Raw genomic sequence first — 22,586 nt, forward strand, 5'->3', positions numbered from 1 at the left:
CGGACTGTTCGACAGCGGTCGATCGCAACAGCAGCATCTGCAGGGCTGCGCGTTCGCGTGCGCTTCGGATCACGGGCACCGTGTGCGCTTCCGTGCGGAACACCGAGCTGTACTCGTCTGGTGCGGTTGGGGCAGTCATCGCAGTGTCCGGGTCACGGCTGGTTCTGCCGGTCGGGTTCAGCGTTGGTGTAGGAGTCGGTTCGGAGGTCCTGCAGATGCTGGAGCGCTGCGTTCAGGATCCGTTCGGTGCCGCGGACCTCGGCAATCCCAGCGGCGCCATGGATGGTGCGCTTCGGCCCGACAGCAGCCTTGGTCGCTGCGTAGTCGGCGACGGTACGGGCGATGACGACGAGCGCGAGGGCGCGTTCGACGGGGTTGTCAGTGTGTTTGAGCATGCGGCGGGTGCGTGCCGCGAGGGCTGCGAGCCGGAGTTTGTGCGTGCCCATGGTTCCGTCGTTTCGCGTGCGGGGGTGTGGTGAGAAAAAGAGGAAGCGTGGGACTGCCGCTAGGGGACGGCAGCCCCACGCTCTCGTTGTGCGGCCGGGAGGTGTCGTCCCGGCCCCTCCATGCCGCAAACCCGAGCGGCAGGGCAGGTTTTGGTGGTCGTTCAGGCTCTGACGGCTTGGATGACCAGGTTGTCGATCGACGGGCCGCCCTCTCGCCGTTGCAGGCAGGTGATCACGACGAGCCGGTTCGGCGTGTCGGCCCAGATCGTTTTGGACTGGGACAGGGCGGTCTTCTGCACCTTCTGCGACCCGGTCACCTTGTAGGTGATCCCGTCGACCTGGATCTTCGTGCCGAGGCCGACTTTCGCTTTCTGGTCCTTGACGTCGATGAGGTAGTTCCCGGGGCCGACACCGCCGTTTCGGAGCGAATGCATGACCACGAACACGGTGCCCTTCGACGACCTCGAGGTGGAGACGCCCTCGTTGCGGATCCGGTAGGCGGAGGTGAACCCGGGCGGTTCGACGGTCCCTCCGACGACGTTCAACGCGCCCAGCGGCACGTCGAGCCCGACGGACTTCACCACGAACTGGCCACCGGTGTCCGGGTCCGCTGACGCCGAGGCAGCAGCGGTGGGGACGTCTTCCGCTTGCACCCGGTTGCCGTTCAGATCAACGGGGCCGGAGTGGGTGGTGACGTAGCCGAGGATGCTGCCGGTGAGGGCGAGGGCGGTGGCGACGCCGACGATGAGGAACACCCACCGTCGACGCCGCCCACCCGCATGCGTGGTGTCAGTCACCGAGGTTCAGGCCCCGACGACGACGCAGGCCCATCAGTGCCAGCGTGACCATGCCGGCCAGCGCCGCAGCACCGGAACCGATCCACGGCCACACCGGAGCCGGGGAGAGCACCGTGCCACCGGTCGCAACCGACGGACCAGCCGGCGGGGTGACCGTGGTGTTCGTGGTGCAACCACCGTCAGTGGCGCAGGCGCCGTTGGGGTCGGTCGGAACGACGACGTTGGTCAGCTTCAGATCCCCGGTGTCGGGGCTGTTGACCGTGACCGAGTACGTCACCTTCGTCGTCGCGCCAGCCTTGAGCGGACCGGCCCAGGTGAGCGTGTTCCCCTTCACCGTCGCACCGTTGGAGGCGTCACCGTTGTAGGTGGCGTCATCGAGGACCTTGGACATGTCGTCCTTGAACGATGCCGGCACGTCGGTGGTGTAGTCCACCGTGCCGGTGTTCTTCACCGTGACTGTGTACGTCACGCTCTGCCCGGGCTTCGCCGAAGTCGCAGAGGCGGCCTTCGCGACCGTGTACGACGGCTTGGCGACGTCGGTGTTCGTCGTGCAACCACCGTCGGTCGTGCAGCCACCAGTAGGGTCGGTCGGAACGACGACGTTGGTCAGTTTCCGGTCACCCTTGTCGGGGTTGTCGACCGTCACCGAGTACGTCACCTTTACCGTTGCACCAGCCTTCAGCGCACCGGACCAGGAGAGCGTACTGCCCTTCACCGTCGCGCCATCGGAGGCGTCGCCGTTGTACTTGGCATCATCGAGGACCTTCGAGAGGTCGTCCTTGAACGACGCCGGACGATCCGTGGTGTAGTCCTCACTGCCGGTGTTCTTCACCGTGACCGTGTAGGTGACCTTCTCACCGGGCTTCGTCGACGCCGTCGATGCAGCCTTCTCGACGGTGTACGACGGGTCACCGACGAGGGTGTTGGTCGTGCAGCCCGCAGTCGTGGTGCAGTCGCCGCCCGGCGTGGTTGGAACAACCACATTGGTCAGCTTCCGGTCACCAGTGTCGGGGTTGTTGACCGTCACCGAGTACGTGACCTTCGTCGACCCGCCGACGGGGACTGCGCCCTTCCACGAAAGGGTATTGCCGGTGACAGAACCGCCAGAGCTGACGTCGTCGTTGTAGGTGGCGTCGTCGAGGACCTTCGAGAGGTCGTCGTCGAACGTCGCCGGAGCGTCGTCGGTGTAAGCCACCTGGCCAGTGTTGGTGACCGTCACCGTGTACGTCACCGTGTCACCCGCATCTGCGGTCGCGGCTGACGCGGTCTTCTCCACCGTGTAGGAGGCCACCGGCGTGTCCGTGGCACAGCCACCATCCGTGGCGCACTCACCATTTTCACCAGGTGTGACCGAGTTGCTGAGGTGCTTATCCCCGGTGTCGGGATCGTTGACGGTGAACGAGTACGTGATCGTCGCCACTTCACCAGCAGCAAGTGGACCCGACCAGGTCAGCGAGTTTCCGTCAACCGCGGGTGCGTTGCCGGTGGAAGTGCCCGAGTAGGACACAGCCGCGTCGCCGTTGTAGGTGGCGTCGTCCGTGACCTTGGAGAGGTCGTCGGAGAACGAGGCAGGGTTGTCGGCCGTGAAGTTGCCGGTGCCGGTGCTGGTGACCTTCACCGTGTACGTGACGGTGTCGCCAGCGACGGCGCTGGTCGCGCTCGAGGTCTTCGCGACGGTGTAGCAGAGCCCACCGATCGAGATGTCACCTGTGCCGAGGTTGATCGGGTTGTACGTCCAGTCGTCGATGGTGCGGTTGTTGCCCCAGGGGTTCCCCCCACCGTCGTAGGCCCAGCCGTGGACGCCGCCGGCACTGTTCACGCCACCCGTGCCGTTGGTCTGCGGGGTGGTGCTGGTACGGCCGTCGGTGCTGAGGTTGGTGTCGTCCCAGTAGATGGTGTTGCTCGGGCTGTTCGACCCGTTCGTCCGGGTGATCTGGATCCCGCCGGCACGGCCTTCGACGTCCTGGTTGAGGACGTGCACCTCGCCGACCTGGTCGAACAGGACGCGCGCGTTCATGAGGGTGCAGTCCGCGATGGGGTTGCCCTGACCGTCGAGCCCGTCGAAGTCGTAGCTGTACGAGCCGGAGCCATCGGCGCCGAGCTGCACGGTGCGGTCGACCGCGTCGTCGTACGAGCCGTTGCCGTTGGTGTCGACCTGCAGCTTGTAGCCGCCCTGGAAGCGGTCGTTGATCGAGTAGTTGAACGTGCCCTTGGCGGAGTTCGCGGCAGCTGGCGTGAACTGCAGGTCGTTCACGGCGAGGTCCGCCGCGTTCAGGACCGGCGGGACGACGTTGAGCGTGCCGTCCGCAGACTGTGCCGTGGCCGGCAGCACCGCCGAGGGCTGCTGGAAGAAGATCCGGAAGTTCGTCCCGCAGGTTCCGAGGTTCCCGTCCTTTGACTGGTAGGTCGGCGTGCAGTCGGCGGTGGCGTTTCCGAGGCTGTTCGCGCGGATGACCGAGCCAATGCCGTTGTAGCTGTTGAGGTCGACCGTGTACCGGTATCCGGTGTCATTCACCAGGTAGTACGTCATGTCCCTGACGCCATCGGTCTGCAGGATCGTGTAGTTCGTTGACCACACACGGCCTGATTGGGCAACCCCGCCGTTGTTGACGGTGATGTTCCAATCGTAGGAAGAGTCGCCCGAAGCGTTCGTCGTCGTCGTGACGATCTTCCACGCTCCCGTCGTCGGGGACGTCAGGTTCTGCCGTGAACACTCCGTGCCTACTGCCCCACCCACAGCGATCGTGCAGGTCGCTGCCTGTGTTCCGTCCGGCGTGTACGCCGTGATCGTCATACCGGTGCCGGCGTCGTTCTGTCGCACCTTGGTGAAGTCGAGGTTCACCGTCTCACCGGCCTGCGCGTAGGCGTAGAACGTGTTGCTCTGGAAGATCGGTGCTCCCGCAACGTTGCTCTCAGCGTTCGCCGGCGAAGCACCGGTGAGGGTGCTCACCGCGGCGAGGCCGGACACTGCCAGGGCGCCGGTCGCGATCAGGGCGCCGATGCGCAGCTGGCGCGATTTGTTCTTCCGCCGTTGCGCGGTGGTCGGTGGCGCTCCTGCGCGCCAGCGGCGAATGGTGTCTGTGATGGACACGGAGTCTTCCCCTAGGAGTACCAGCTCCAGTGCCGGATGCCGGTGGGGGAGCTGCGGGTGAGCGATGGTCGCGCTCAGTCAAAGGGCAAGCTGTGCGTCCGCCCAACGTCTCCCTGATAAAGCGCACGATTTGGCAAGCAGGTCCGCCGAATCTGGCACGCAGCGCCCCCTTGGCCCACAAATAGGGGACACGTCCCGGGGTTGTGCAGTGCAACCATGACCGGACATGCGCGACAAGGAGACAGAATGACGATGGGAATCGCTGCCGCAGAGCGGTGCGACGACTTCGGCTGGCACCCTCGCGGGCGCATCGACACGTCTCTGGTTGCCGAGATCGAGCAACACCCTCGATTCGGTATGGGGCACGCCTGGTCACGGTCGGCCGCCTACAACCTCACCACCGCCCCAACCCGCACCTACCTCGTACTGACGATGGAGGGCGGCTTCGAGTTCGACGTTGACGGCTCCCCCGTCCTCACCGAACCAGGATCACTGATCCTCCTCGACGGGGAAGCCCCCACCATCGCCCGCACCCTGACCGAAACGGCCCGCTTCGTATGGCACCTCGAGCCGACGATGCTCAACGCGAACCGTTCCCGGTTCCGGTACGGCGAGCCCATCCCCACCGGCGGTGCCGCGATTCAAGCGCTGACGTCGATGACCAACGCGCTGCTCAGTTCCCCCACGCCCACCAGCGACACGATCCGGCACCACCTGGCCCTGTCGTTCGAGAACCTCCTGATCGCCTCCCTCGACGAAGCCGGACAGTACCGTCATGACGGGACTCACCGTGACGGCCTGTTCATGGCGGCGCTTGCGGAGATCGAAGCGCACTTCCGCGATCCAGGGTTCACCGTCCCCCGCCTCGCGAAGGAAGTCTCGTGCAGTGTCCGGACGCTGCACGAGACGTTCCGGAGCATGGGCAGCACCCCGCGCCGGGAGATCGAGCGGCGGCGGACCACCGAGGCGAACAAGCTCGCCGATGCTCTGCCCCTGTCACTGGGGGAACTCGCAGTGCGTTCCGGTTTCACCTCTGCGCGACAGCTCGCACGCGCACTGAATCGCACAGACCCGAGCCCAGCACAGCCGAACGAGCCGTTCGGCAACCGGATCTAGCAACGGCGACGGCGCACCCACGGACGGATCAGCTCCTCAATTCACCAGCATCCGCTCCCCGAAGGAACGAACCCTCGCCGTGCGGTGGCCCAGCTGCTATTGCAGGCGTCGCTCGAGGGAGAGCAGATACTGCAGGTCGCGCTGTGGGTGGTCCTCCATTCGCCGTGCCCGTTCGGCGATGGCTTTGACTCCAGCGGCGCTTGCGGCCGCTGCGACGCCGGCCGCGCCGGCGACGATGGCACCGGTGCCAGACACCGGAGCCAGTCCCGCGATGCCCAGCATCATCACTGCTCCACCGAGCGTTGCTGTCGTCAGCGTGCTCTTGTCTTGCCCGAGCGCCAGGGCCGCGTCCTTCGCAACACGAGATCCTCGCACTGCCGCGCGGAGATCAGCTAGCGCTGGCTGCACATCCACGCGCCAGAGATGCTCGAGCTCCGCGTCGAAGTCAGCATCGGTGACGTCGGACCCGAGTTTCGCCGACAGGTTCGCAACCGCTCGACGGTAGCGAACGAGCTCGTCGGCAAGAACTGACTTCGCAGCGATCACCGCAGACATAGGGGCGTCCGGGAACGCCTGCAGGTACTCGATGAATCGGGTTCCCGTGCCGGCCTCCTGCGCGTTCAGCAACGCCTGCGGCGCTGCCGCAACACGGCCTTCCTCTCGCAGGTGCGAGACGAGCTCTGCCGTCGGCTCGTCGAAGAGCATGTGCCGGCGCGGATCTTCAATGAGCCCCGCGAGTTGCTCGACGTACGCCTCAACCTGCTCCCCCGCGGTCACCCAGTCCGGACTACGCACCTCCAACAAGCCTGCAGCCGACGCCTCGGACAGCTCTTCTCCCCCTGCGCTCACCCACTGCTCATCCAGTGCGCTGAGCATCGAATTCTCCCCCGTCGCAACGCCGTCCAGAACAGAGGTGGCATCGGCGAAAGCGGCCCGCATCGCGGGCGGGAGATCTCGACGCTGCTGCCGAGGAAGCGCCCGGAACCGGCGCATCGTGTCCAGGACGGTTCGCACTTGCGCTGGATCTTTCATGCCGACGTACTCAAGCTGCTCATCACTGAGCACCAGCAGGCCATCGAGGATCGTCAATGGATCCTGCCGAACGCCCGCCGCCATAGTCGCGAGCAACGACGCGGCGGGCGACCACAACTCGACCTTGTCCGCGTACAACAGGCCTGCCCGCGTCAGGCGCACATCCTCAGCGACGGACAATCCGCCAGCGCTGGTGTCGGGCGACGTGGCGATGACCAAAGTCACTCCCCCGGCGTTCCCCAGACCAGCCGCCGCGACTCGGCCCGCCTGCTTGCGGCGAGACGCTTTCCCCACGCGCTGGCTCAGCTTGCGATCGAGTGCATGTCGCGCTCGTGGCGCTCGAGGTACTCATCGATCGCGTCACGGACCAGGTCCGACGCGTACTTTCGGTGCTGCGCAATCCGCAGCTGCTCGAGGCGCTCTTTTCGATCCTGCGGCACCCGCACGCGGATTGTCGGCGAGTGCTCACCGTCCGGAGCGGCGCCGTCGAGTCTGGGGCGGCCGATCGCTTTGGATACGGCCGCGTCGGTGCCGAGCGCTTCGAGTAGCAGCTGCTGCCCGATCGCAGCGGCGTCCGCGCCGTGCGCGCTGTCGCCGGCAAGCACCTCGCCGTCGACAGCTTCCTCTACAGCGGCCATTCGGCTGTAGCGGTCCTGGTCCTTCTTCGAGAGAGCCATTTACTCCTCCTCCATCACTCGTCGGTAGTACGACCCGAGCGGCATCACGTGATAGATCACGAAGCCACCCGGGATCATTTCAACGAGCACCTCGATGAGCCGATCTGTCTGCGCATGCTGTGGGCCGACGAACACTCGACGCTTACCGCCAGGGTCTCCGTCGTTCACCTTCACGCGAGTGGACGTCCACTCCGCGTTTTGGATCGCGAACAACGCATCGGGCTCTGGGATGCCGTGCTTGCCGGCGCTAGCCGTGAACTCGATGCCCATGGACCTAGTGTGCCACAGAAAACAGTTATGTGCCACACAACTGCTCGTACTGCGTCTCAATAGCCGATCGGCTACCGAGACGGGTCGAGCTCGAATCGGAACCCGCGGAACGCCTGGCGGCGACACGTCTCTGTGAGCAGCTTCGCTCCGTGTCGTCCTTCTAGCTTCGCTTCGTGTCGTCTGCTTGCAGCAGCCGGATGCGGCGGTACAGGGTGGCTCGGGACATGCCAAGGTCACGGGCAACTTGGGCGGCTGGCTCGCCGGCGTCGAGGAGCCGGATGGCGGCGCGGATTTGGCTGTCGGTGAAGACCGCGCGGCGGCCGCCGAGGTCCTGGCCGGCGGTGCGGCGCTTGGTGACGGAGTCGCGGACCCGCTCGCGTTTGATCTCGAGTTCCATCTGCGCGAGCGCCGCCATGACCGAGAACACCATCGACCCCATTGGCGTCGACGTATCGACGTCACCACCGCCGAGGTTCAGCACGCGAAGCCCCGCACCCCTGTCACGGAGCTGCGCGGCGAAGCTGAGCATGTCGATCGTGGACCTACCGAGCCGGTCGAGTGTGGTGACGACCAACGTGTCACCGTCGTGCAGCGCGTCGAGCGCACGATCGAACGCCGGCCGGGAGGCGCGAGCCCCGGACACCCCGTGATCGACGTAGAGATCGTCACGGCGGACACCCGCAGCGAGGAGATCCTGTTCTTGCCGATCGGTGTCCTGCTGCCGTGTTGATACCCGCGCGTACCCGATCAGCTTCACCATGACGCCGCTTCTGTCTCGCAACCAACCTTCATGACAGCGATCATGGCTGATACTTGCGACACATAGTTGTGAGACTCGCCGTACTACGGGCTCGTGCGGAAATCGCGCACGCGATGGGGACGCCGACGAGACGTCTCGCAACCGAAGGGTTGCGCGAACGCAACCTACCTAGATAGCTCGGTTGCCAACATCTCCGCGCCAGGTAGATCCCCCCCCCCCGACGGGCGCGCCTTGAAGGGGATCAAAGCGGCCGATTTTCCCATAGCTAATCGGCCAATATTCCCATTAGGCGTCGAACTGCGTAGTCCCGGCGTTCGGCGGAAGTCAGGTCAGGTGTCAGCCGGTCGTCTACTTCATAGCTGGGTAAATCCGTTACCGGCGGCAGCGACTCCGCGGTGAAACTATTAATCGCATCGCCAACGGCAAATCTAAACTCGTTGGTGTGAAATGATATCTCGTAATGAACATCAGAGCCAACCCATCGATCGAGGTCGACGAAGAGTTCTGCAATCTGCACCAAGTCATGCACATCTCCAACCAGGTCGGCAAGGTAGCCACGATGCGCAGCGTCGTCCAACGCATGCGCGAAGGCGGTCATCACAGCGACATCGTCTGACTCCCCAATGCCGCCCATGCCGTCCCGTTGCACTTGCTCGACCCACAACGCAACCGCTCGGTCGTACGGAGTGCGAACGGATTCGAAATCATCTTTATAGAGACGGCGCGTGGCGTAACCAGCACGCACCAATTGTCGGTATCCAAATTCATCGATGAATTCTGATGCACTGATAGCCCTTAGTCGGATAGCACGCTCGGCCTCCAGGGCTAGCCAGCGGTCGACGGTGGACAGCCGGGAAAACCGATCTCGACCAATTGTTAATATGTCTGCGCGCAGCCTCCCTATGAAGGCGATAAGTGGCCGCGTAGTTGTGTCTGCATCTTTCCGTGCAGTAGCGAGAAGTTCTATCGCAAGTGCACCGCGCTCGCCGTCACCGCTGACCATGATGGCTCGGAGTTTGTTCATCTCCGGCATAGCAGTTGCGCCGGCAACCGCCTCGGCAAGGGCCAGTTCTACGAGCCGCTCGCTGACATCGGCGTCGGTCAGCGCCACGACGAAGTAGCGGTGGAAGTAGCGCTCATGATGCAGCCGCCACTTCCTGCCGGCAAGGCCGCCGGCGGTTGTTCGAACGAAGAGGAACTGAAGCACGCGGGCCACGACCACGCTCTGTCCACGCATGACGATGTGCGGAAGATGCTCCATTCGCGGGTCAGGGAGTTCGCTTGGATCGTTCTCCGACCAACCCAGATACCTGTCGGAGTGGGTACGGATGTCTTCCCACACCGCATGCTGCATGAGCCGCAGCCACGTCAACGCGATGAAGTCGAGTGCGTCAATCTCCGCTTCGGCAGCGAGTGGCGCCATACTGTCGAGTTGTTCCTTAAGTCGCCGAGCGGATCGTGGGGTCTCTATTCCGTCTGCGAGGAGCCGAATCAAGTCTTCCTTTTGCTCTAAGTAATAGTTGTCGAGATTGTCACTGACGGCAACTCCGGGGTGGGCATCGACGATCGCTCGGCACCAGCTCCGCCTCGTTACCATCGGCACAGGAGGGACTTCAAACGGGTGTTGAACAATCTTCTCCATGAACTCCGAGCTGCTGCCCTCAGAATTCCCGGCGTGCAGGTTCCGGTCAATGGTGACTTGATCGTAAGCGAGCAGATAGTGCACATTTTGGAAACGCCCGAGAAGGCGAACGACTCTCAGGACAGTCCTGAGCTCTTCGTAATCGAGTCGGTCGACGTCATCGACGATAACGAGAACCCTTTTTTCCTGGCGCGCAACTTCTTTGCTTATTTGGTCGAAAGTTACATGCCAGGCCGGCTGGCTGGCTGCATACGTGAGTGCAGCGTCCGCAATTTTTTCTGCCGAGCGTCCGGCGATTGGAATGGCGCTTAGGGCAGGCACGCCGAAGCGGGCATATTTGGCCAGTGACCGGCGCAGAACCTTCCCCTTCTTGTCAGGAAAGGCACCCGCAAGCGTAGAAATGAACTCCGCCGTAATAGAGTTGACGTCTGCCGCAGACCAGGGGCTGAATTCGACCACGGTCCATCCCCGGTTGCTCAGATGAGTGCGCATCTCCGACAGAAGTGTGCTCTTCCCTGTTCCCCAGGAGCCGACGAGGCCGAAGACCGCCGAATTTCGGCCCGGCTGGACATGATCGATCCGCTGTGCCATGGCAGCGGCGAAGTCTGCTCGGCCGGGGATGTCTGAGGCTTCGAGTGCATCGTCGTTCCAAATTGCATCGGTCATCACCGCCACATTCAAGCGCATGGGCGGAAACCTGCTCCCATCAGTCGGCAACTGCGATCGACGTGCTGGGGCTTGCGTCTGATAACTACCCACGCTGCGTAGCCGCAAGCAGCGACGCGACACGAAGCGAAGCTAAGAGGACGACACAGAGCGAAGCTGCTCACACACCCCTGGTCAGGACTCGAGAGTGTCGGTCTCCGTCGCCAGTGCGGCTGCGAGGTCCGCTTCCGACGGCAGAGCAGCGCGGACCGCCGGCGGGAGGAGGTCGTAGCTGGCGACACCGATCGGGGTCTGCTGTCCCGCGAGGGAGTAACGGACGACGGCGTCGTTCTTGTCCGCGACCAGCAGCAAGCCGACCGTGTCCGCATGCTGGGGTCGGCGGAGCTTGTCGTCGACGAGTGCGACGTAGAAGCCGAGCTGGCCAAGGTACTCCGGCCTGAACTTCCCAGTCTTGAGCTCGATCACCACGTACCGGAGCTGCTCGACGTGGAAGAACAGCAGGTCGACGTAGAAGTCGTCCCCGTCGACGTCGAAGTGCACCTGCCGGCCGACGAACGCAAAACCCTCCCCGAGCTCGCGGAGGGTGTCGATGATCCGATCGACCAGTGCCTGCTCGAGGTGGCGTTCCTTCGCATCACCGTCGAGAGCGAGGAAGTCCAACACGTACGGGTCCTTCGTGATCTGCTGCGCCAGATCCGAGTCCCCCGGCGGCAGGACCTCGGCGAAGTTCGTCGGCGCCGCCTGCAGCCGGCTGTGCGCTGCGCTACGGATCTGGTGCTCGAGGACGTTCCGCGACCACCCATTCGCGGCCGCCTGTCCGGCGTACCAGTCCCGGAGCTCGTGATCGTCGAGCCGGTCAAGGAGGACAGTGATGTGCCCCCAGGGCAGTTGTCCAACAGCCTGTTGGACAACCGCATCCGCCGACCACTCCCCCGCGAACCGGCGCATGTAGAACAGGTTCGCCCTGGAGAAGCCCTTCATCTCCGGGAACTCAGCACGCAGATCCGCCGCGAGCCGGCCGATGACGTTGCTCCCCCACCCCTCATCGCCCTGGCGCTGCAGGATCGTCGCACCGATCCCCCAGTACAGACGAATGAGTTCGGTATTCACGCGGCGCTGCGCCGCAAATCGGGCAGCACGCACTTGCTGCTTCACCTCGGCAAGAGCAGCGGCATACCCGGATACGGCTGGCGACGAATGAGACATCACCGCTCAGTCTGCCCGACCAGCCGATCGGACGAAGAACGAACGAAGCGTTCTACGGGATCACCTATGCCAGGCTGGAGAGGATCCCCGAGCGAAAGGCGACCTCCCATGGCGCAAAAAGTCACCACGCACCTCGTCGACGACCTCACCGGCGACACCATCGAGGACGGCAAGGGCCGCACCATCACGTTCGGCTTCGACGGCGCCTACTACGAAATCGACCTCACCGACGACAACGCAGACGCGCTCCGCGACGCGTTCTCCGACTACATCGCCGCCGCACGCAAAGTCACCAGCCGCGCTGGCCGCACCAGTGCCGGCAGCGCGCCGAAGCGCGGCAACTCGGAAGAGCTCGCGAAGATCCGCGAGTGGGCGAACGCGAACGGCCACGAGGTCTCCTCCCGCGGCCGCATCAGCCAGGCTGTCCGCGACGCATACAACGCCGCACACTGACGCCACTCCCCCACGAGAAGAGCCGGCCGCCCTCGAGGGCGGCCGGCTCTTCTCGTTGGCGCGGATACGGCGGAATTACGTCAGCTTGTGAAGTTTAACTGAGCCGCCCAGAGGTGACGGATTCACTCCCTCGCCTCAGGACCCGAACCGGACTCTCCTTTCGCCCGCCGCCGGAGCATGGAATAGGCAAGCCAGTCGAAATTACTCTCTTTCGCGCGAGCGACCAGAAAAGCGACGAACTTTTCTTCACGCGCAGCGATGTCATCCCTGCTCAGTGGCGCTTGTTCGAATGGATCATCGCCCAGGGCCCACATGGGGTGAGCGTCAAGCATGTGGTCGTAGGACAAAGCGACCCGCGCATAGGTACCGTCCGAATTCCGAACCGACAAGGAAGTTCCTTGGGTTAGCTCGGCATCGACAGCGTACTCGCACGAAGCCACTCCGCTCCAAGGCGACTGCAACGCCGAACTCAGTGTTGCAAGCTTCTCGAGTTCAGCTCCCGTCAGCCCCGACGCTGTGCGCTTCACTTCGATCGGAACGAACTCTCCCCATCGCGTCAGCATCAGCAAGTCGGCCTCGCCGATCTCGTTAGACACCTCGAGGTGACTTACGCTCATTCCAGGATGCATACCGATTAGCTGGCTTCGGGTCCCAAAGTCGAATATAGACGTAAAGAATCGGGCGGCAAGAACGTGCCCCATCGCGTCGCTTTCATACACTCGGCGGACCTGCTCACTGAGACGATACTTGAAATCTATGACTGGCCGATCGCCGAATGGATACTCGATTGCCTCCGTGCAACCACGACAGACAATCGGCGGTGCGAAGTTTCCGACCGGTATCCATTGCTTAGCCCCGCACCGAGGGCACTGTACGGAAAACCCTTTGATAACCACACTCGAACGCTCGGCCCACACGAGCCAAAACTTTGTAGCCGCTTCGTTATTGCGCAATGCTCGCTTGAAGTCATGGAAAGACTTCTCAGGAAGGTCATCGACGGACTGCCCTACCGCCACAGCATCGTGAGCATTCACCCCCGCCTGCCGGAGGCGTTCCTTATACCAATTGAATCCTTGCCGCGCTGCCATAGATTCCAACAGCTTGAGCAGTGGCTCGTGGCACAGCAGGTATACGTCGTGCAGATCGCCGAGCATGTCGACCAAGATACGGGCAGCAATACCCGGTGCGGATTCCCTCAACTCAATGCCTCGGACGGAGGCCAAGCTGCTTGCTATGAGTCCACGAGACGGCCACTCCACGGCTGAAATCGTCAACCCCGCCGCGGGAGAGGACCATACGGTATGGGAGTCGTTATAGAAGGCTCCGTTGAGCGGATCAACTCTGTAATCCCCACTCAAAGGCAGAGGAGCATCTTCGACTGAGACGTCATACTGCATCATCAAGAGGTCGTTAATATTTCTCGCTTTGACCACGTCCTGGTAACTCGACTGATCAAGCGGCTTATAGGACGCTCGACCGTCTTTCCACATGAGGATTTCATCGCGACTCATTCCCAGAACAGTGCCGAACATCAACATCTCGGACGGTGGTCTTACCGCAACCTGGGAAGCGTTACCAATCATCTCTTGTAAGACGTTCGCGTCAATACTTGCACTAGTCACGTACAGTGAGGATACCGCAACACCATTTCGTGCCAGGCCTGACGCCATAAGTACTTTTTGGATGGACTCACCAGAAAGGGCAGTACTCGGAACTCCCAGGGGTGTGGCATAAAAGTCTCCGTGCGCAGCTCGCAAGTTCCACAATAGTGCGAGGTCCTCCATTGCACCGGGGGTGCATATCACGAGGACGTTGGGACCGGCGTCGAGCCGGGCAGCGCGAGGGTCAGGCAGTACCGCTTTACCTGATCGGAGAGAGCTACTTGCAGTGCCCGCATAGGACAACTTTGTCATTGAAAGCTTTCGTGGTGTAATTAGAGGTTCTCGTGACCAAGTGCGCGCTAATAGGTCTTCGAGGGACCCGGGAGTTGCCTCACGTCGCACCTCGAGGAAGTCTGAAAAGTCCAGTTCGGGTAGCCAGTTGCCGGAGCGGATGATTTCCTGGTTGATCTGCGCTGGAAGGGACCCCAAGCATGCAGCATAGATGTCCCGCCACGGGTCGCCGTCGGAAAGGTCAACGATCTGAAGGGGTGCGACCTTGCCCTGCTCTCGGTAATTGAGCAGCCCCACTGCCAGCTGAGACCGTGATACGTCTCTAAATCCACCCACCCGAGGACTTTCCTCGATGGCCATTTCGGGGTCGTAGCCCATGCCATTTATGCGGTCAATTTGAGACCCAGGCAAGATAGAACGATAAAGCTCCGGTACGCGACCTGAATCCCCGATCGGAAGGATCACGTTCGCGGCCCCACCCCACAGCTGGCACTCCAGATCAATGGCGGCGCGAAACTGTGACGAGTCGCTAGTGTTGACGGGAATCGCAATCCTCATCGGGCGCGCACTGATACGAGCAGCGTGGGGGCCATTCAGCCGCTCAGAGTCCAGGAACCTGTTCATGGACAGATACTTGCACGCACCTGCGCTTTGAGGCGTCGGAGATGTGCAATCACGGGGCGCGCCGTCCGCGCGGCTCGACGGCCAGTGTCCCGAACCAGCACCACCCCCATCGGCTGTCGGTTGGCGATGGTGGTGTGGGGTATGCCCCAACACCACGGCCCCATTTCGGTTGAGAGCCGCGGTCAAGGGGTCGGTTCAGGGGGTTCCGCGACAGATCTGATCTTGGCTCTAGACATGTCGCGACACCCCGTGCGCACCGGTCGCACGGACCGCGCGGTGCCCGATGGTCAGCTGGACGTCTTGCGACGTCGACCCGCGACTGGTTCACTCTCGCGCCGGAGTGCCCTGTACACCGTGGTCCTACTGACTCCGAGAACGTCGCCGATCTGCGCAACCGTCATGTCCTGTTGCTCGTACAGGCGCGTGGCAGTTCGTACCTGATCGGCCGACAACCGGGGCGGACGACCGCCGTTCCGCCCTCGAGCTCGAGCAGCCGTGAGGCCGGCGTGCGTGCGTTCTCGGATGAGATCCCGTTCGAACTCGGCCAGAGCGGCGAAGACGTGGAACACGAGCCGGCCGCCGGGTGAGGTTGTGTCGATCGTCTCTTGCAAGGATCGGAACCCGACACCTCGCTCCCCGAGTGCCTGCAGCTGGTCGATCAGATGCCGGATGGATCGCCCGAGCCGGTCGAGCCGCCACACGACGAGGGTGTCGCCTGGTCGGAGCTGATCGAGCAGTTTCGTGAGCTCCGGACGGTGCTCGAGCGATCCGGACATTGTGTCGACCCACACCCGGTAGCAGCCGGCAGCGTTCAACGCGTCGAGCTGCAGCGCCGCGTCCTGATCGGTTGTTGACACCCGCGCGTACCCGAGAAGCTCACCCATGAGTCAGAACGTAGCGGAACCCGTCAGACGGCAGTGGAAACGGCACGTAGAAACCGGCACTGAGTTCCGCTACGTGCAACGCCGGCGCGGCGTGCTTTGCGCGCCCCGGAGCGAGAGATGTGCCACAAACGGAGGTTTTTGGTACGAAGTGAAGGCAGAGCTCTCCCCGCAGACTCGGCGGGCGCGATTTTTAGTTCCGGCGGTTGAAGATCCGCGCGATGGCGTTGAGGATCTTCACGACCCGCTTGGTGCGCTTGTCGCTGGAGATGGTCCAGACGAACAGAGCGCACACGATTAGTGCGGGTGTGTTGGTGCCGGAGTTCGCGGCCATCTCGATGACGTGTTCCGTCGTGAGCATGGCTGTGGGCAGCTTCGCTCCGTGTCGTCGGAATCGCTTCCTTCGGTGTCGGGACGTCGCGGGTGCGCGAGACGGCCCGCGTGACTTTCGGTTCGGGTGCATACTGGTGGTGTCTTCGGACCCGGTAGTGGGGCTTGCCGGACCCAACCTCGACAGTTGTCGACAACAGTCCCTATCTCAGCTGGTCGCGCTTCTGCGCGCCTGAGGTAGGGAGTGTCATGACAGCACCAATCGGTACCGGACCGGTCGTCGTCGGCGTCCTGCCCGGCCTCGCTCCGGGTGTCATCGAGGTTGCGTCGTCCATCGCGCGCCGCTTCGGTACGACGCTGGTGTGCGTCAGCGTGGATGCATCGCTCATCGATGCCGGTACGCGCTCGGACGGGTCGGTGATGGTGGAACCGATCGACCCTGATACCGCTGACACGACACCGCAGGGCTTGTCGGACAGTGACGAGGCGGCAGTACGTGCTGCCGCAACGACCTACGGCGTCGACGTCACGTTCGTCCCGGGTGTTGGGGATCCGAGCCGGGCACTGTCGCAGGTGGCCGAAGACCGCGACGCGGCGATGCTGGTCGTCGGGGCCAGGACGGGAGCGGGTCGAATCGCGGAGTTCTTCACGGGGTCGGTCGCGGCACGGCTGACCCATCAGCAGCACCGTTCAGTGCTCGTAGTGCCCGTTGATCCGGTCGGGTTCGATGCCCCACTGCCGTGGGACACCCCGTGACCGGCCAGCTTGTTCTGCTCCGCCACGGACAGAGCACCGCGAACGCTGCCGGCACCTTCACCGGCTTGCGAGACGTCGCGCTGACCGAACAGGGCACCGCCGAAGCGAATCGGGCTGGGTTGCTCCTTCTGCATGCCGGCATCCGACCGGACCTCGTGCTCACGTCGACGCTCGAGCGGGCGCTCCACACGGCGGAGCTCGTCACCGACGTCCTCGGACGTGATGCGCCGATCGAGTCGACGTGGCGGTTGAACGAGCGGAACTACGGCGCCCTCACCGGCATGTCCAAGCAAAATGCGCAAGCCGCGTTGGGGGCGGAGCAGTTCTTCGCTGTTCGGAGGACCCGCACGGGTCGGCCGCCACGCATGTCGATCCGCGCGTGGCTGGCGCTCCGGCGGACGCCGGCGCTTCGTGGACTGCCGTGGGCGGCAGTTCGTCGAACCGAAACACTCTCCGACGTCATCCGCCGGGTCCAACCCGTCCTGTCGGACCGCATCACCCCGGCACTCCGCGACGGGCAGACAGTGCTCGTCGTCGCACACGGCAACTCACTGCGGGCACTGTGTGCCTGCATGGACGGCCTGACCGACCGTGAGCTCGCGGACCTGAACCTCCCCACCGGCGAACCCCTGATCTACCGGTTCGACGGCGACGGAGGGTTCTGTCCGCGGGGTGGGGAGTACCTGCATCCGGCAGCACGAGCAGCAGCGGCAGCGGTCGCTGCGGAAGGTGGAACATGACCGCCCGAACGGACACGGACCTGCCCGATGGGCAGCTCCCGCCCGACCCGGACATCGACGCCAACGACCCGGAACGTATCGCCCGGCCAGTGCATCTGCGGTGGCGGTACCTCGGTGTCGTCGCACTCGGCGGCGCCATCGGTACCGCCGCACGCGACGGACTCAGCACCGCGTTCCCCGCTCAGCACGGAGTGTCCTGGGCGATCTTCTGGATCAACATCGCCGGCGCGCTCCTGCTCGGTGTGCTGCTGGAACACCTCGCGCATCGCGGACCTGACGAGGGTCGCCGCCGGACACTGCGCTTGCTTCTGGGAACCGGTGTCCTCGGCGGGTTCACCACCTACAGCACCCTCGCGACCAGCACCGCGGTGTTGTTCCTCGACGGCCGCGGGTTGTCCGGCACCGGGTACGGGCTCCTGACGGTCCTCGCCGGCGCGATCGCCACCGGTAGCGGCCTCGCGATCGCGGGCTTGGTCCGACCGAACGGAGCCACATCATGAGCGCCCTGGCCTTCCTCAGCGTCGCTGTCGCTGGCGGTGTCGGCGCGGCCGCACGGTTCTTCGTGGATGGTGCGATCAACCGGGGTCGGCAGTTCCGGCTCCCGGTCGGGACGCTGACGATCAACATCACCGGCTCGTTCCTGCTGGGCTTGATCACCGGCGCCGCCGGTCACCTCGGCGCTACCCCCGTCGCGGTGCTCGGAACAGGGCTCATGGGTGGCTACACCACGTTCAGCACCGCCAGCTTCGAGACCGTCCGCCTCGCACGCACCGGGCGCACCACCGCGGCTGCCGTGAACGGGCTCGGGATGCTCGTCGTCTCCGTCGCCGCAGCCGCCGCAGGCGTCACCCTCGGCACCCTCACTTGACCATCCGACTGGGAGAAGAACAGCTCATGCACTTCGACATCACGATCGAGATCCCCCGCGGCAGCGGCAACAAGTACGAGGTCGACCACGCCACCGGACGGATCCGCCTGGACCGGGCGTTGTTCACCAGCATGGTGTTCCCGGAGGACTACGGCTCGATCGACGACACTCTCGGCGATGACGGCGACCCCCTCGACGCGCTCGTGCTGCTGCCCCGGCCCACGTTCCCCGGCGTCGTCATCGACGTCCGCCCGGTCGGGATGCTCCGCATGGTCGACGAGAACGGCGGCGATGACAAGATCCTCACCGTCCCCGCCGGAGACGTCCGCTTCGACCACGTCCAGGACATCTCCGACGTCGCCGAGCCGGTCCTGGCGGAGATCGAGCACTTCTTCGCCCACTACAAGGAGATCGAGCACGGCAAGCACGTCACCACCAACGGGTGGGCGAACCGTGTCGACGCCGAAGCCATCATCCGCGCCGCACAGGAACGGTTCACCCCGCACCCCTGACCGGTACCCGCGCACCCGCGCACCCGCGCACCCGACACCATCCAGTGCGCGCCCTGAACCGCCGTGGGGAGGCAACTGGCGCCCAGTGATCGCCAGGAGGTCGTCCCTCCGCCTCCCCGCGGCCCACACCCGCACGACCAACCCGAAAGGCGACAACCGCCATGAACGACTACATCAGCAACGTCCACCACACCACCCACCATCAGGGCGAGTACGTGACCCACACCAGCCGCCCCGTCACCATCAGCAGCCTGCACGGCTCCCGGATCCTCGACTCCCGCGGCTACCCGACGATCCAGGTGCGTCTCGAGCTCGAGGACGGCACCGTCGTCACCGGTGACGCCCCCGCAGGCGCATCCACTGGCGCGCATGAGGCTGTCGAGCTTCGCGACGGCGGCAGCAGCTACGGCGGCCGCGACGTGAGCCAGGCACTGCACCTCATCACGGCGGACGTCGCACCGATGATCACCGGCCAGTCGTGGACCTCGATCGGGCAGGCCGACGCCGCCCTCGCTGCCCTCGACGGCACTCCGAACTACCGCCGGCTCGGCGCGAACAGTGTCGTCGCGACCTCGATCGCGATGGCACGCGCTCTCGCCGCCGCAGCGGAGCTGCCGCTCTGGCGTTGGATCGCAGACGTCACCGGCAGCACGCCCCGCCTGCCCGTCCCGCACTTCAACGTGCTCAACGGCGGAGCGCACGCAGCGAACGCGCTCGACTTCCAGGAGTTCATGATCGCCCCGGTGAACGCCGAGACCATGACCGACGCGGTTCGGATCGGCTCGGACGTCTACCACGCACTGGCGGCACTGGTCCGGGAACGGTTCGGCAGTCTCGGTCTCGGCGACGAAGGCGGCTTCGCCCCATCGATCGCCGCGCCCGAGGAGGCCCTCGACCTCCTCGTCGCCGCTATCAGTGCCGCTGGCTACGAGCCCGGCGTCGACTCCGTCGCGATCGCACTCGACCCGGCGGCGAACGAGTTCGCGCTCGGTGACGGTAGCTACCGGGTCGTGGACCGCCGGCTCGACCGAGCAGGCATGGTCGACTACTACCGCGACCTCATCAGCCGGTATCCAATCCGGAGCATCGAAGACGGCTTCTCCGAAGACGACCACGGCGGCTGGAAGGCGATGTCGTCCGCGCTCGGCGACATGCTCCAGATCGTCGGCGATGATCTCTACGTCACCGACCCGCAGCGCATCCGCGATGGCGGGAAGGACGGGCTCTCGAACGCAGCGCTCATCAAGCCGAACCAGATCGGCACCGTCTCCCAGACCCTCGACGCGATCGGCGTCGCACGCTCGCTCGGGATGCGGAGCATGGTGTCGCACCGGTCCGGCGAGACCACCGACACGTTCATCGCGGACCTCGTCATCGGCAGTGGAACCGGGCAGATCAAGTCCGGCGCACCCGCCCGCGGAGAACGCGTCGCCAAGTACAACCGGCTCACCGAGATCGCGGAGAACAATCCGGAGCTGCCCTACGGGCTGCGCTGACCCCGCCCGGCCACCTCGTGGGCGACGCGCAGGAAAGCAGAACCAGCTGGCTGGGGCTCTCCCGACCAGATCGCCCGCAATGGCCGGGCAAGTGGCGGCCCAGCGAGCGGGACCCGCACCAGCGACCCGTCGTTGATGTCGGCGGCGACCGTGCGAAGGCTCATCACCGCCGGTGCAATTCCAGCCTGCGCGTTCGCCCGGATGATGCTCGTGGTCTCCAGCACCGCGGCCGGAACCGACATGTTCAAACCGGCCTCCCTGAGCCATGCGGCGAGGGTCGCGCGAGTCCCGGAGCCTTCTTCCCGCAGGAGCAGAGCCGTCGCCGCCAGGACCTCCGCCGTGATCCCGGTCGACCGAGCCCAGGGATGGCCCGGCGCGACGACGACCGCGAGCTCATCGTCCGCGATCACCTGCGCGGACACACCTGCCGCCGTCACCGGGGTCTCCGTGAACCCGAGGTCCGCGCCACCCGACTGCACGAGGTCCGTCACCGCGGCGGAGTTACCCGCGATCAGACGCACCCGCACGTCGGGTTCGCGGCGTCGGAATTCGAGCAGCCAGCCCGGCAGCAGCAGCTCCGCGATCGTCTGTGACGCTGCGACGACGAGCGAACCCGTCGGAGTCCGCAGCGCAGCCACTCCTGCCTCGAGGTGGCGAGACGCGTCGAGGACCGGTCCGGCCAGCCCGACGACGAGCCGGCCGGTCTCGGTCAGCACCGACCCCGTGGTCGAGCGGTGCACCAACAAGTGACCGACCATGCGCTCGGCGACCCGGATCCGAGCAGACACTGCCTGTTGCGTGACGCCGAGCGCTCCAGCGGCAGCGGAGAGGGAGCCGGTCTCGGCGACGCGTGCGAGCACGTCGAGTGTGTCGAGGTCGAGCGTTCGGTCCGTGAGTCGCCGTAGTGCCACAATCATTGATTGTGCCCCGCCAAGAGGTTCCCGGTACCGCCAGAGGCAGGATTCGCGCAGGCTTGGCCCATGACAACGCTCCGCACCGACCCTGCACCCGCGAACGGTAGCCAGCTGCCCCAACGGCCGCAGACGGCGTTGTTCCGCGATCTGGAGCGGCCGGGCCTGATCGTGTCGAATCTCACACCGAACTGGTTCGCGTCGATCATGGGCACGGGCATCGTCGCCGTCGCAGCTGCGTCACTCCCACTGCAGTTCCCGGGACTCCGGTTCGCGGCGACGGTCGTGTGGGCGATCGCCGCGGTGCTCCTCGTCGCCCTCACGATCGCGACGGTGCTGCACTGGATCCGCTACCGGAGCACCGCAGCCGGGCACCACCTCAACCCGGTCATCTCCCACTTCTACGGCGCACCACCGATGGCGTTCCTCACCGTCGGCGCCGGGACACTCCTGCTCGGCAAGGACTGGATCGGCCTGCCCGCCGCCGTGACCATCGACTGGGTCCTGTGGACCATCGGCACCATCGGAGGACTGCTCACGGCAGTCCTGGTGCCGTACCTGGCGTTCACCCGCCACGAGAACACGCCCGACTCCGCGTTCGGCGGTTGGCTGATGCCGATCGTCCCGCCGATGGTGTCCGCGTCCACCGGCGCGCTCCTCCTGCCCTACGCCCCCGCCGGACAGTGGCGCGAGACACTGCTGTGGTCCTGCTACGGCTTCTTCGGCCTCAGTCTCGTGACGTCGCTGGTCGTGATCACGTTGATCTGGAACCGGCTCGCGCTCCACAAGGTCGGTGCCGCCGGAATGGTGCCGACCCTGTGGATCGTCCTCGGACCGGTCGGACAGTCGATCACGGCGGTGAACCTCCTCGCCTCGAACGCCCCCACCGTCGTCGATGCCTCCACCGCCCACGCGCTCCTGATCGTGGCGCTGGTGTACGGGTTCGCGATGCTCGGCTTCGCGCTGCTGTGGACCGTCATCGCCCTCGCCGTGACTGTCCGGACCGCCCGCGAACACCTGCCGTTCAGCCTGACCTGGTGGTCGTTCACGTTCCCCGTCGGCACCTGCGTCACCGGACTCAACGGGCTCGCCCTGCACTCAGGCCTGACCGTCGTTGCCGTCCTCGCCGTCATCTACTACGCCGGCCTCGTCGCCGCATGGATCACCGTTGCCCTTCGCACCTTTCACGGATCCGTCATCCGTGGCACCCTGCTGGCACCGCCACAGCCGGCATGAGTACCCCCGAGGAACTCGCTGACGTTCGATCGCTGAACGGTCTCGCGGAGACGTGGCGGACCGCACCCGACGGCAGCCGACGGTTCGTCCCGAGCTTCGACCCACGATCCGGCGGCAGGTCCAGCCGCGTCCTGGTCCTGATGCAGTCGCCCGGCCCCCAGACCATCGCCGCAGCGCACGCAGC

General features: G+C 64.8%; 22 protein-coding genes and 1 pseudogene. 10 read left to right on the plus strand and 13 right to left on the minus strand.

Features of this window, described 5'->3' with window-relative positions:
- Positions 1–152 precede the first annotated feature (152 nt).
- The 3 genes from ORG17_RS17845 to ORG17_RS17855 all read right to left on the minus strand — a co-directional run bounded on the left by ORG17_RS17845 (position 153) and on the right by ORG17_RS17855 (position 4,334).
- Positions 153–446, minus strand: coding sequence for a hypothetical protein (locus ORG17_RS17845; protein ID WP_214522319.1), 294 nt, complete (start codon positions 444–446; stop codon positions 153–155).
- Positions 447–607: 161 nt separating this feature from the next.
- On the minus strand, positions 608–1,243 hold the full coding sequence (locus ORG17_RS17850; protein ID WP_214522320.1) for a class F sortase: 636 nt from the start codon (positions 1,241–1,243) through the stop codon (positions 608–610).
- Positions 1,236–4,334 carry a DUF7927 domain-containing protein gene (locus ORG17_RS17855; RefSeq protein WP_214528044.1) on the minus strand — a complete coding sequence of 1,033 codons (3,099 nt, stop codon included), beginning with the start codon at positions 4,332–4,334 and terminating at the stop codon, positions 1,236–1,238. Before ORG17_RS17855 ends, ORG17_RS17850 begins: the two co-directional genes overlap by 8 nt.
- Positions 4,335–4,580: 246 nt before the next feature.
- Between ORG17_RS17855 and ORG17_RS17860 the strand changes: the two genes are divergently transcribed.
- On the plus strand, positions 4,581–5,450 hold the full coding sequence (locus tag ORG17_RS17860; RefSeq protein WP_214528043.1) for a helix-turn-helix domain-containing protein: 870 nt from the start codon (positions 4,581–4,583) through the stop codon (positions 5,448–5,450).
- A 96-nt stretch (positions 5,451–5,546) separates the two neighbouring features.
- On the opposite strand, the gene ORG17_RS17865 is transcribed toward ORG17_RS17860, so the two are convergent.
- The 6 genes from ORG17_RS17865 to ORG17_RS17890 all read right to left on the minus strand — a co-directional run bounded on the left by ORG17_RS17865 (position 5,547) and on the right by ORG17_RS17890 (position 11,703).
- The gene (locus tag ORG17_RS17865) at positions 5,547–6,701 is read right to left on the minus strand and encodes a hypothetical protein (RefSeq protein ID WP_214586033.1); all 1,155 of its coding nucleotides are present in this window, start codon (positions 6,699–6,701) and stop codon (positions 5,547–5,549) included.
- Between the two features lie 83 nt (positions 6,702–6,784).
- Entirely contained in the window at positions 6,785–7,159 is a 375-nt protein-coding gene (locus ORG17_RS17870; RefSeq protein WP_214528041.1) for a ribbon-helix-helix protein, CopG family, read from the minus strand.
- Positions 7,160–7,429 (minus strand): hypothetical protein, encoded by a 270-nt coding sequence (locus ORG17_RS17875; protein ID WP_214528040.1) that lies wholly within the window; start codon positions 7,427–7,429, stop codon positions 7,160–7,162.
- 160 nt (positions 7,430–7,589) lie between these two features.
- Entirely contained in the window at positions 7,590–8,189 is a 600-nt protein-coding gene (locus ORG17_RS17880) for a recombinase family protein (protein ID WP_214528039.1), read from the minus strand.
- Positions 8,190–8,454: 265 nt separating this feature from the next.
- Complete coding sequence (locus tag ORG17_RS17885; RefSeq protein WP_214528038.1) at positions 8,455–10,497, minus strand: P-loop NTPase fold protein; 2,043 nt, start codon at positions 10,495–10,497, stop codon at positions 8,455–8,457.
- Between the two features lie 174 nt (positions 10,498–10,671).
- A complete protein-coding gene (locus ORG17_RS17890) occupies positions 10,672–11,703 on the minus strand; it encodes a PDDEXK nuclease domain-containing protein (protein ID WP_214528037.1) in 1,032 nt (343 codons plus the stop codon).
- A gap of 108 nt (positions 11,704–11,811) precedes the next feature.
- Here ORG17_RS17890 and ORG17_RS17895 point away from each other — a divergent pair, with 108 nt between their 5' ends.
- Positions 11,812–12,156 (plus strand): histone-like nucleoid-structuring protein Lsr2, encoded by a 345-nt coding sequence (locus ORG17_RS17895; RefSeq protein WP_214528036.1) that lies wholly within the window; start codon positions 11,812–11,814, stop codon positions 12,154–12,156.
- Between the two features lie 122 nt (positions 12,157–12,278).
- On the opposite strand, the gene ORG17_RS17900 is transcribed toward ORG17_RS17895, so the two are convergent.
- The 3 genes from ORG17_RS17900 to ORG17_RS17910 form a co-directional block, all read right to left on the minus strand.
- A complete protein-coding gene (locus ORG17_RS17900) occupies positions 12,279–14,672 on the minus strand; it encodes a hypothetical protein (RefSeq protein ID WP_214527700.1) in 2,394 nt (797 codons plus the stop codon).
- Positions 14,673–14,959: 287 nt separating this feature from the next.
- Positions 14,960–15,556, minus strand: coding sequence for a recombinase family protein (locus ORG17_RS17905; RefSeq protein WP_214527699.1), 597 nt, complete (start codon positions 15,554–15,556; stop codon positions 14,960–14,962).
- Positions 15,557–15,746: 190 nt separating this feature from the next.
- Entirely contained in the window at positions 15,747–15,914 is a 168-nt protein-coding gene (locus tag ORG17_RS17910) for a hypothetical protein (RefSeq protein ID WP_214527698.1), read from the minus strand.
- A gap of 134 nt (positions 15,915–16,048) precedes the next feature.
- Here ORG17_RS17910 and ORG17_RS17915 point away from each other — a divergent pair, with 134 nt between their 5' ends.
- From ORG17_RS17915 to eno, 6 genes are all read left to right on the plus strand, one after another.
- Positions 16,049–16,639, plus strand: coding sequence for a universal stress protein (locus ORG17_RS17915; protein ID WP_250892529.1), 591 nt, complete (start codon positions 16,049–16,051; stop codon positions 16,637–16,639).
- Positions 16,636–17,379 (plus strand): 2,3-diphosphoglycerate-dependent phosphoglycerate mutase, encoded by a 744-nt coding sequence (locus ORG17_RS17920; RefSeq protein WP_301601463.1) that lies wholly within the window; start codon positions 16,636–16,638, stop codon positions 17,377–17,379. Before ORG17_RS17915 ends, ORG17_RS17920 begins: the two co-directional genes overlap by 4 nt.
- A gap of 89 nt (positions 17,380–17,468) precedes the next feature.
- Positions 17,469–17,879, plus strand: coding sequence for a CrcB family protein (locus tag ORG17_RS17925; RefSeq protein ID WP_214527706.1), 411 nt, complete (start codon positions 17,469–17,471; stop codon positions 17,877–17,879).
- Positions 17,876–18,247 carry a fluoride efflux transporter FluC gene (locus ORG17_RS17930; RefSeq protein WP_214527696.1) on the plus strand — a complete coding sequence of 124 codons (372 nt, stop codon included), beginning with the start codon at positions 17,876–17,878 and terminating at the stop codon, positions 18,245–18,247. Before ORG17_RS17925 ends, ORG17_RS17930 begins: the two co-directional genes overlap by 4 nt.
- Positions 18,248–18,273: 26 nt before the next feature.
- Positions 18,274–18,759, plus strand: coding sequence for an inorganic diphosphatase (locus ORG17_RS17935; protein WP_214527705.1), 486 nt, complete (start codon positions 18,274–18,276; stop codon positions 18,757–18,759).
- A gap of 161 nt (positions 18,760–18,920) precedes the next feature.
- Positions 18,921–20,255, plus strand: a complete 1,335-nt coding sequence (gene eno / locus ORG17_RS17940) for a phosphopyruvate hydratase (protein ID WP_214527695.1) — start codon at positions 18,921–18,923, stop codon at positions 20,253–20,255.
- Here the strand turns inward: eno and ORG17_RS17945 are convergent.
- On the minus strand, positions 20,240–21,172 hold the full coding sequence (locus tag ORG17_RS17945) for a LysR family transcriptional regulator (protein ID WP_301630874.1): 933 nt from the start codon (positions 21,170–21,172) through the stop codon (positions 20,240–20,242). The two genes, eno and ORG17_RS17945, sit on opposite strands and share 16 nt — an antisense overlap.
- Positions 21,173–21,235: 63 nt before the next feature.
- Between ORG17_RS17945 and ORG17_RS17950 the strand changes: the two genes are divergently transcribed.
- Positions 21,236–22,402 (plus strand): TDT family transporter, encoded by a 1,167-nt coding sequence (locus ORG17_RS17950; RefSeq protein ID WP_250892527.1) that lies wholly within the window; start codon positions 21,236–21,238, stop codon positions 22,400–22,402.
- Positions 22,399–22,586, plus strand: a pseudogene (locus tag ORG17_RS17955) (uracil-DNA glycosylase); the annotation flags it as partial. The gene ORG17_RS17950 and the pseudogene ORG17_RS17955, both read left to right, overlap by 4 nt.

The organism is Curtobacterium flaccumfaciens pv. betae (assembly GCF_026241855.1).
Classification (GTDB): domain Bacteria; phylum Actinomycetota; class Actinomycetes; order Actinomycetales; family Microbacteriaceae; genus Curtobacterium; species Curtobacterium flaccumfaciens.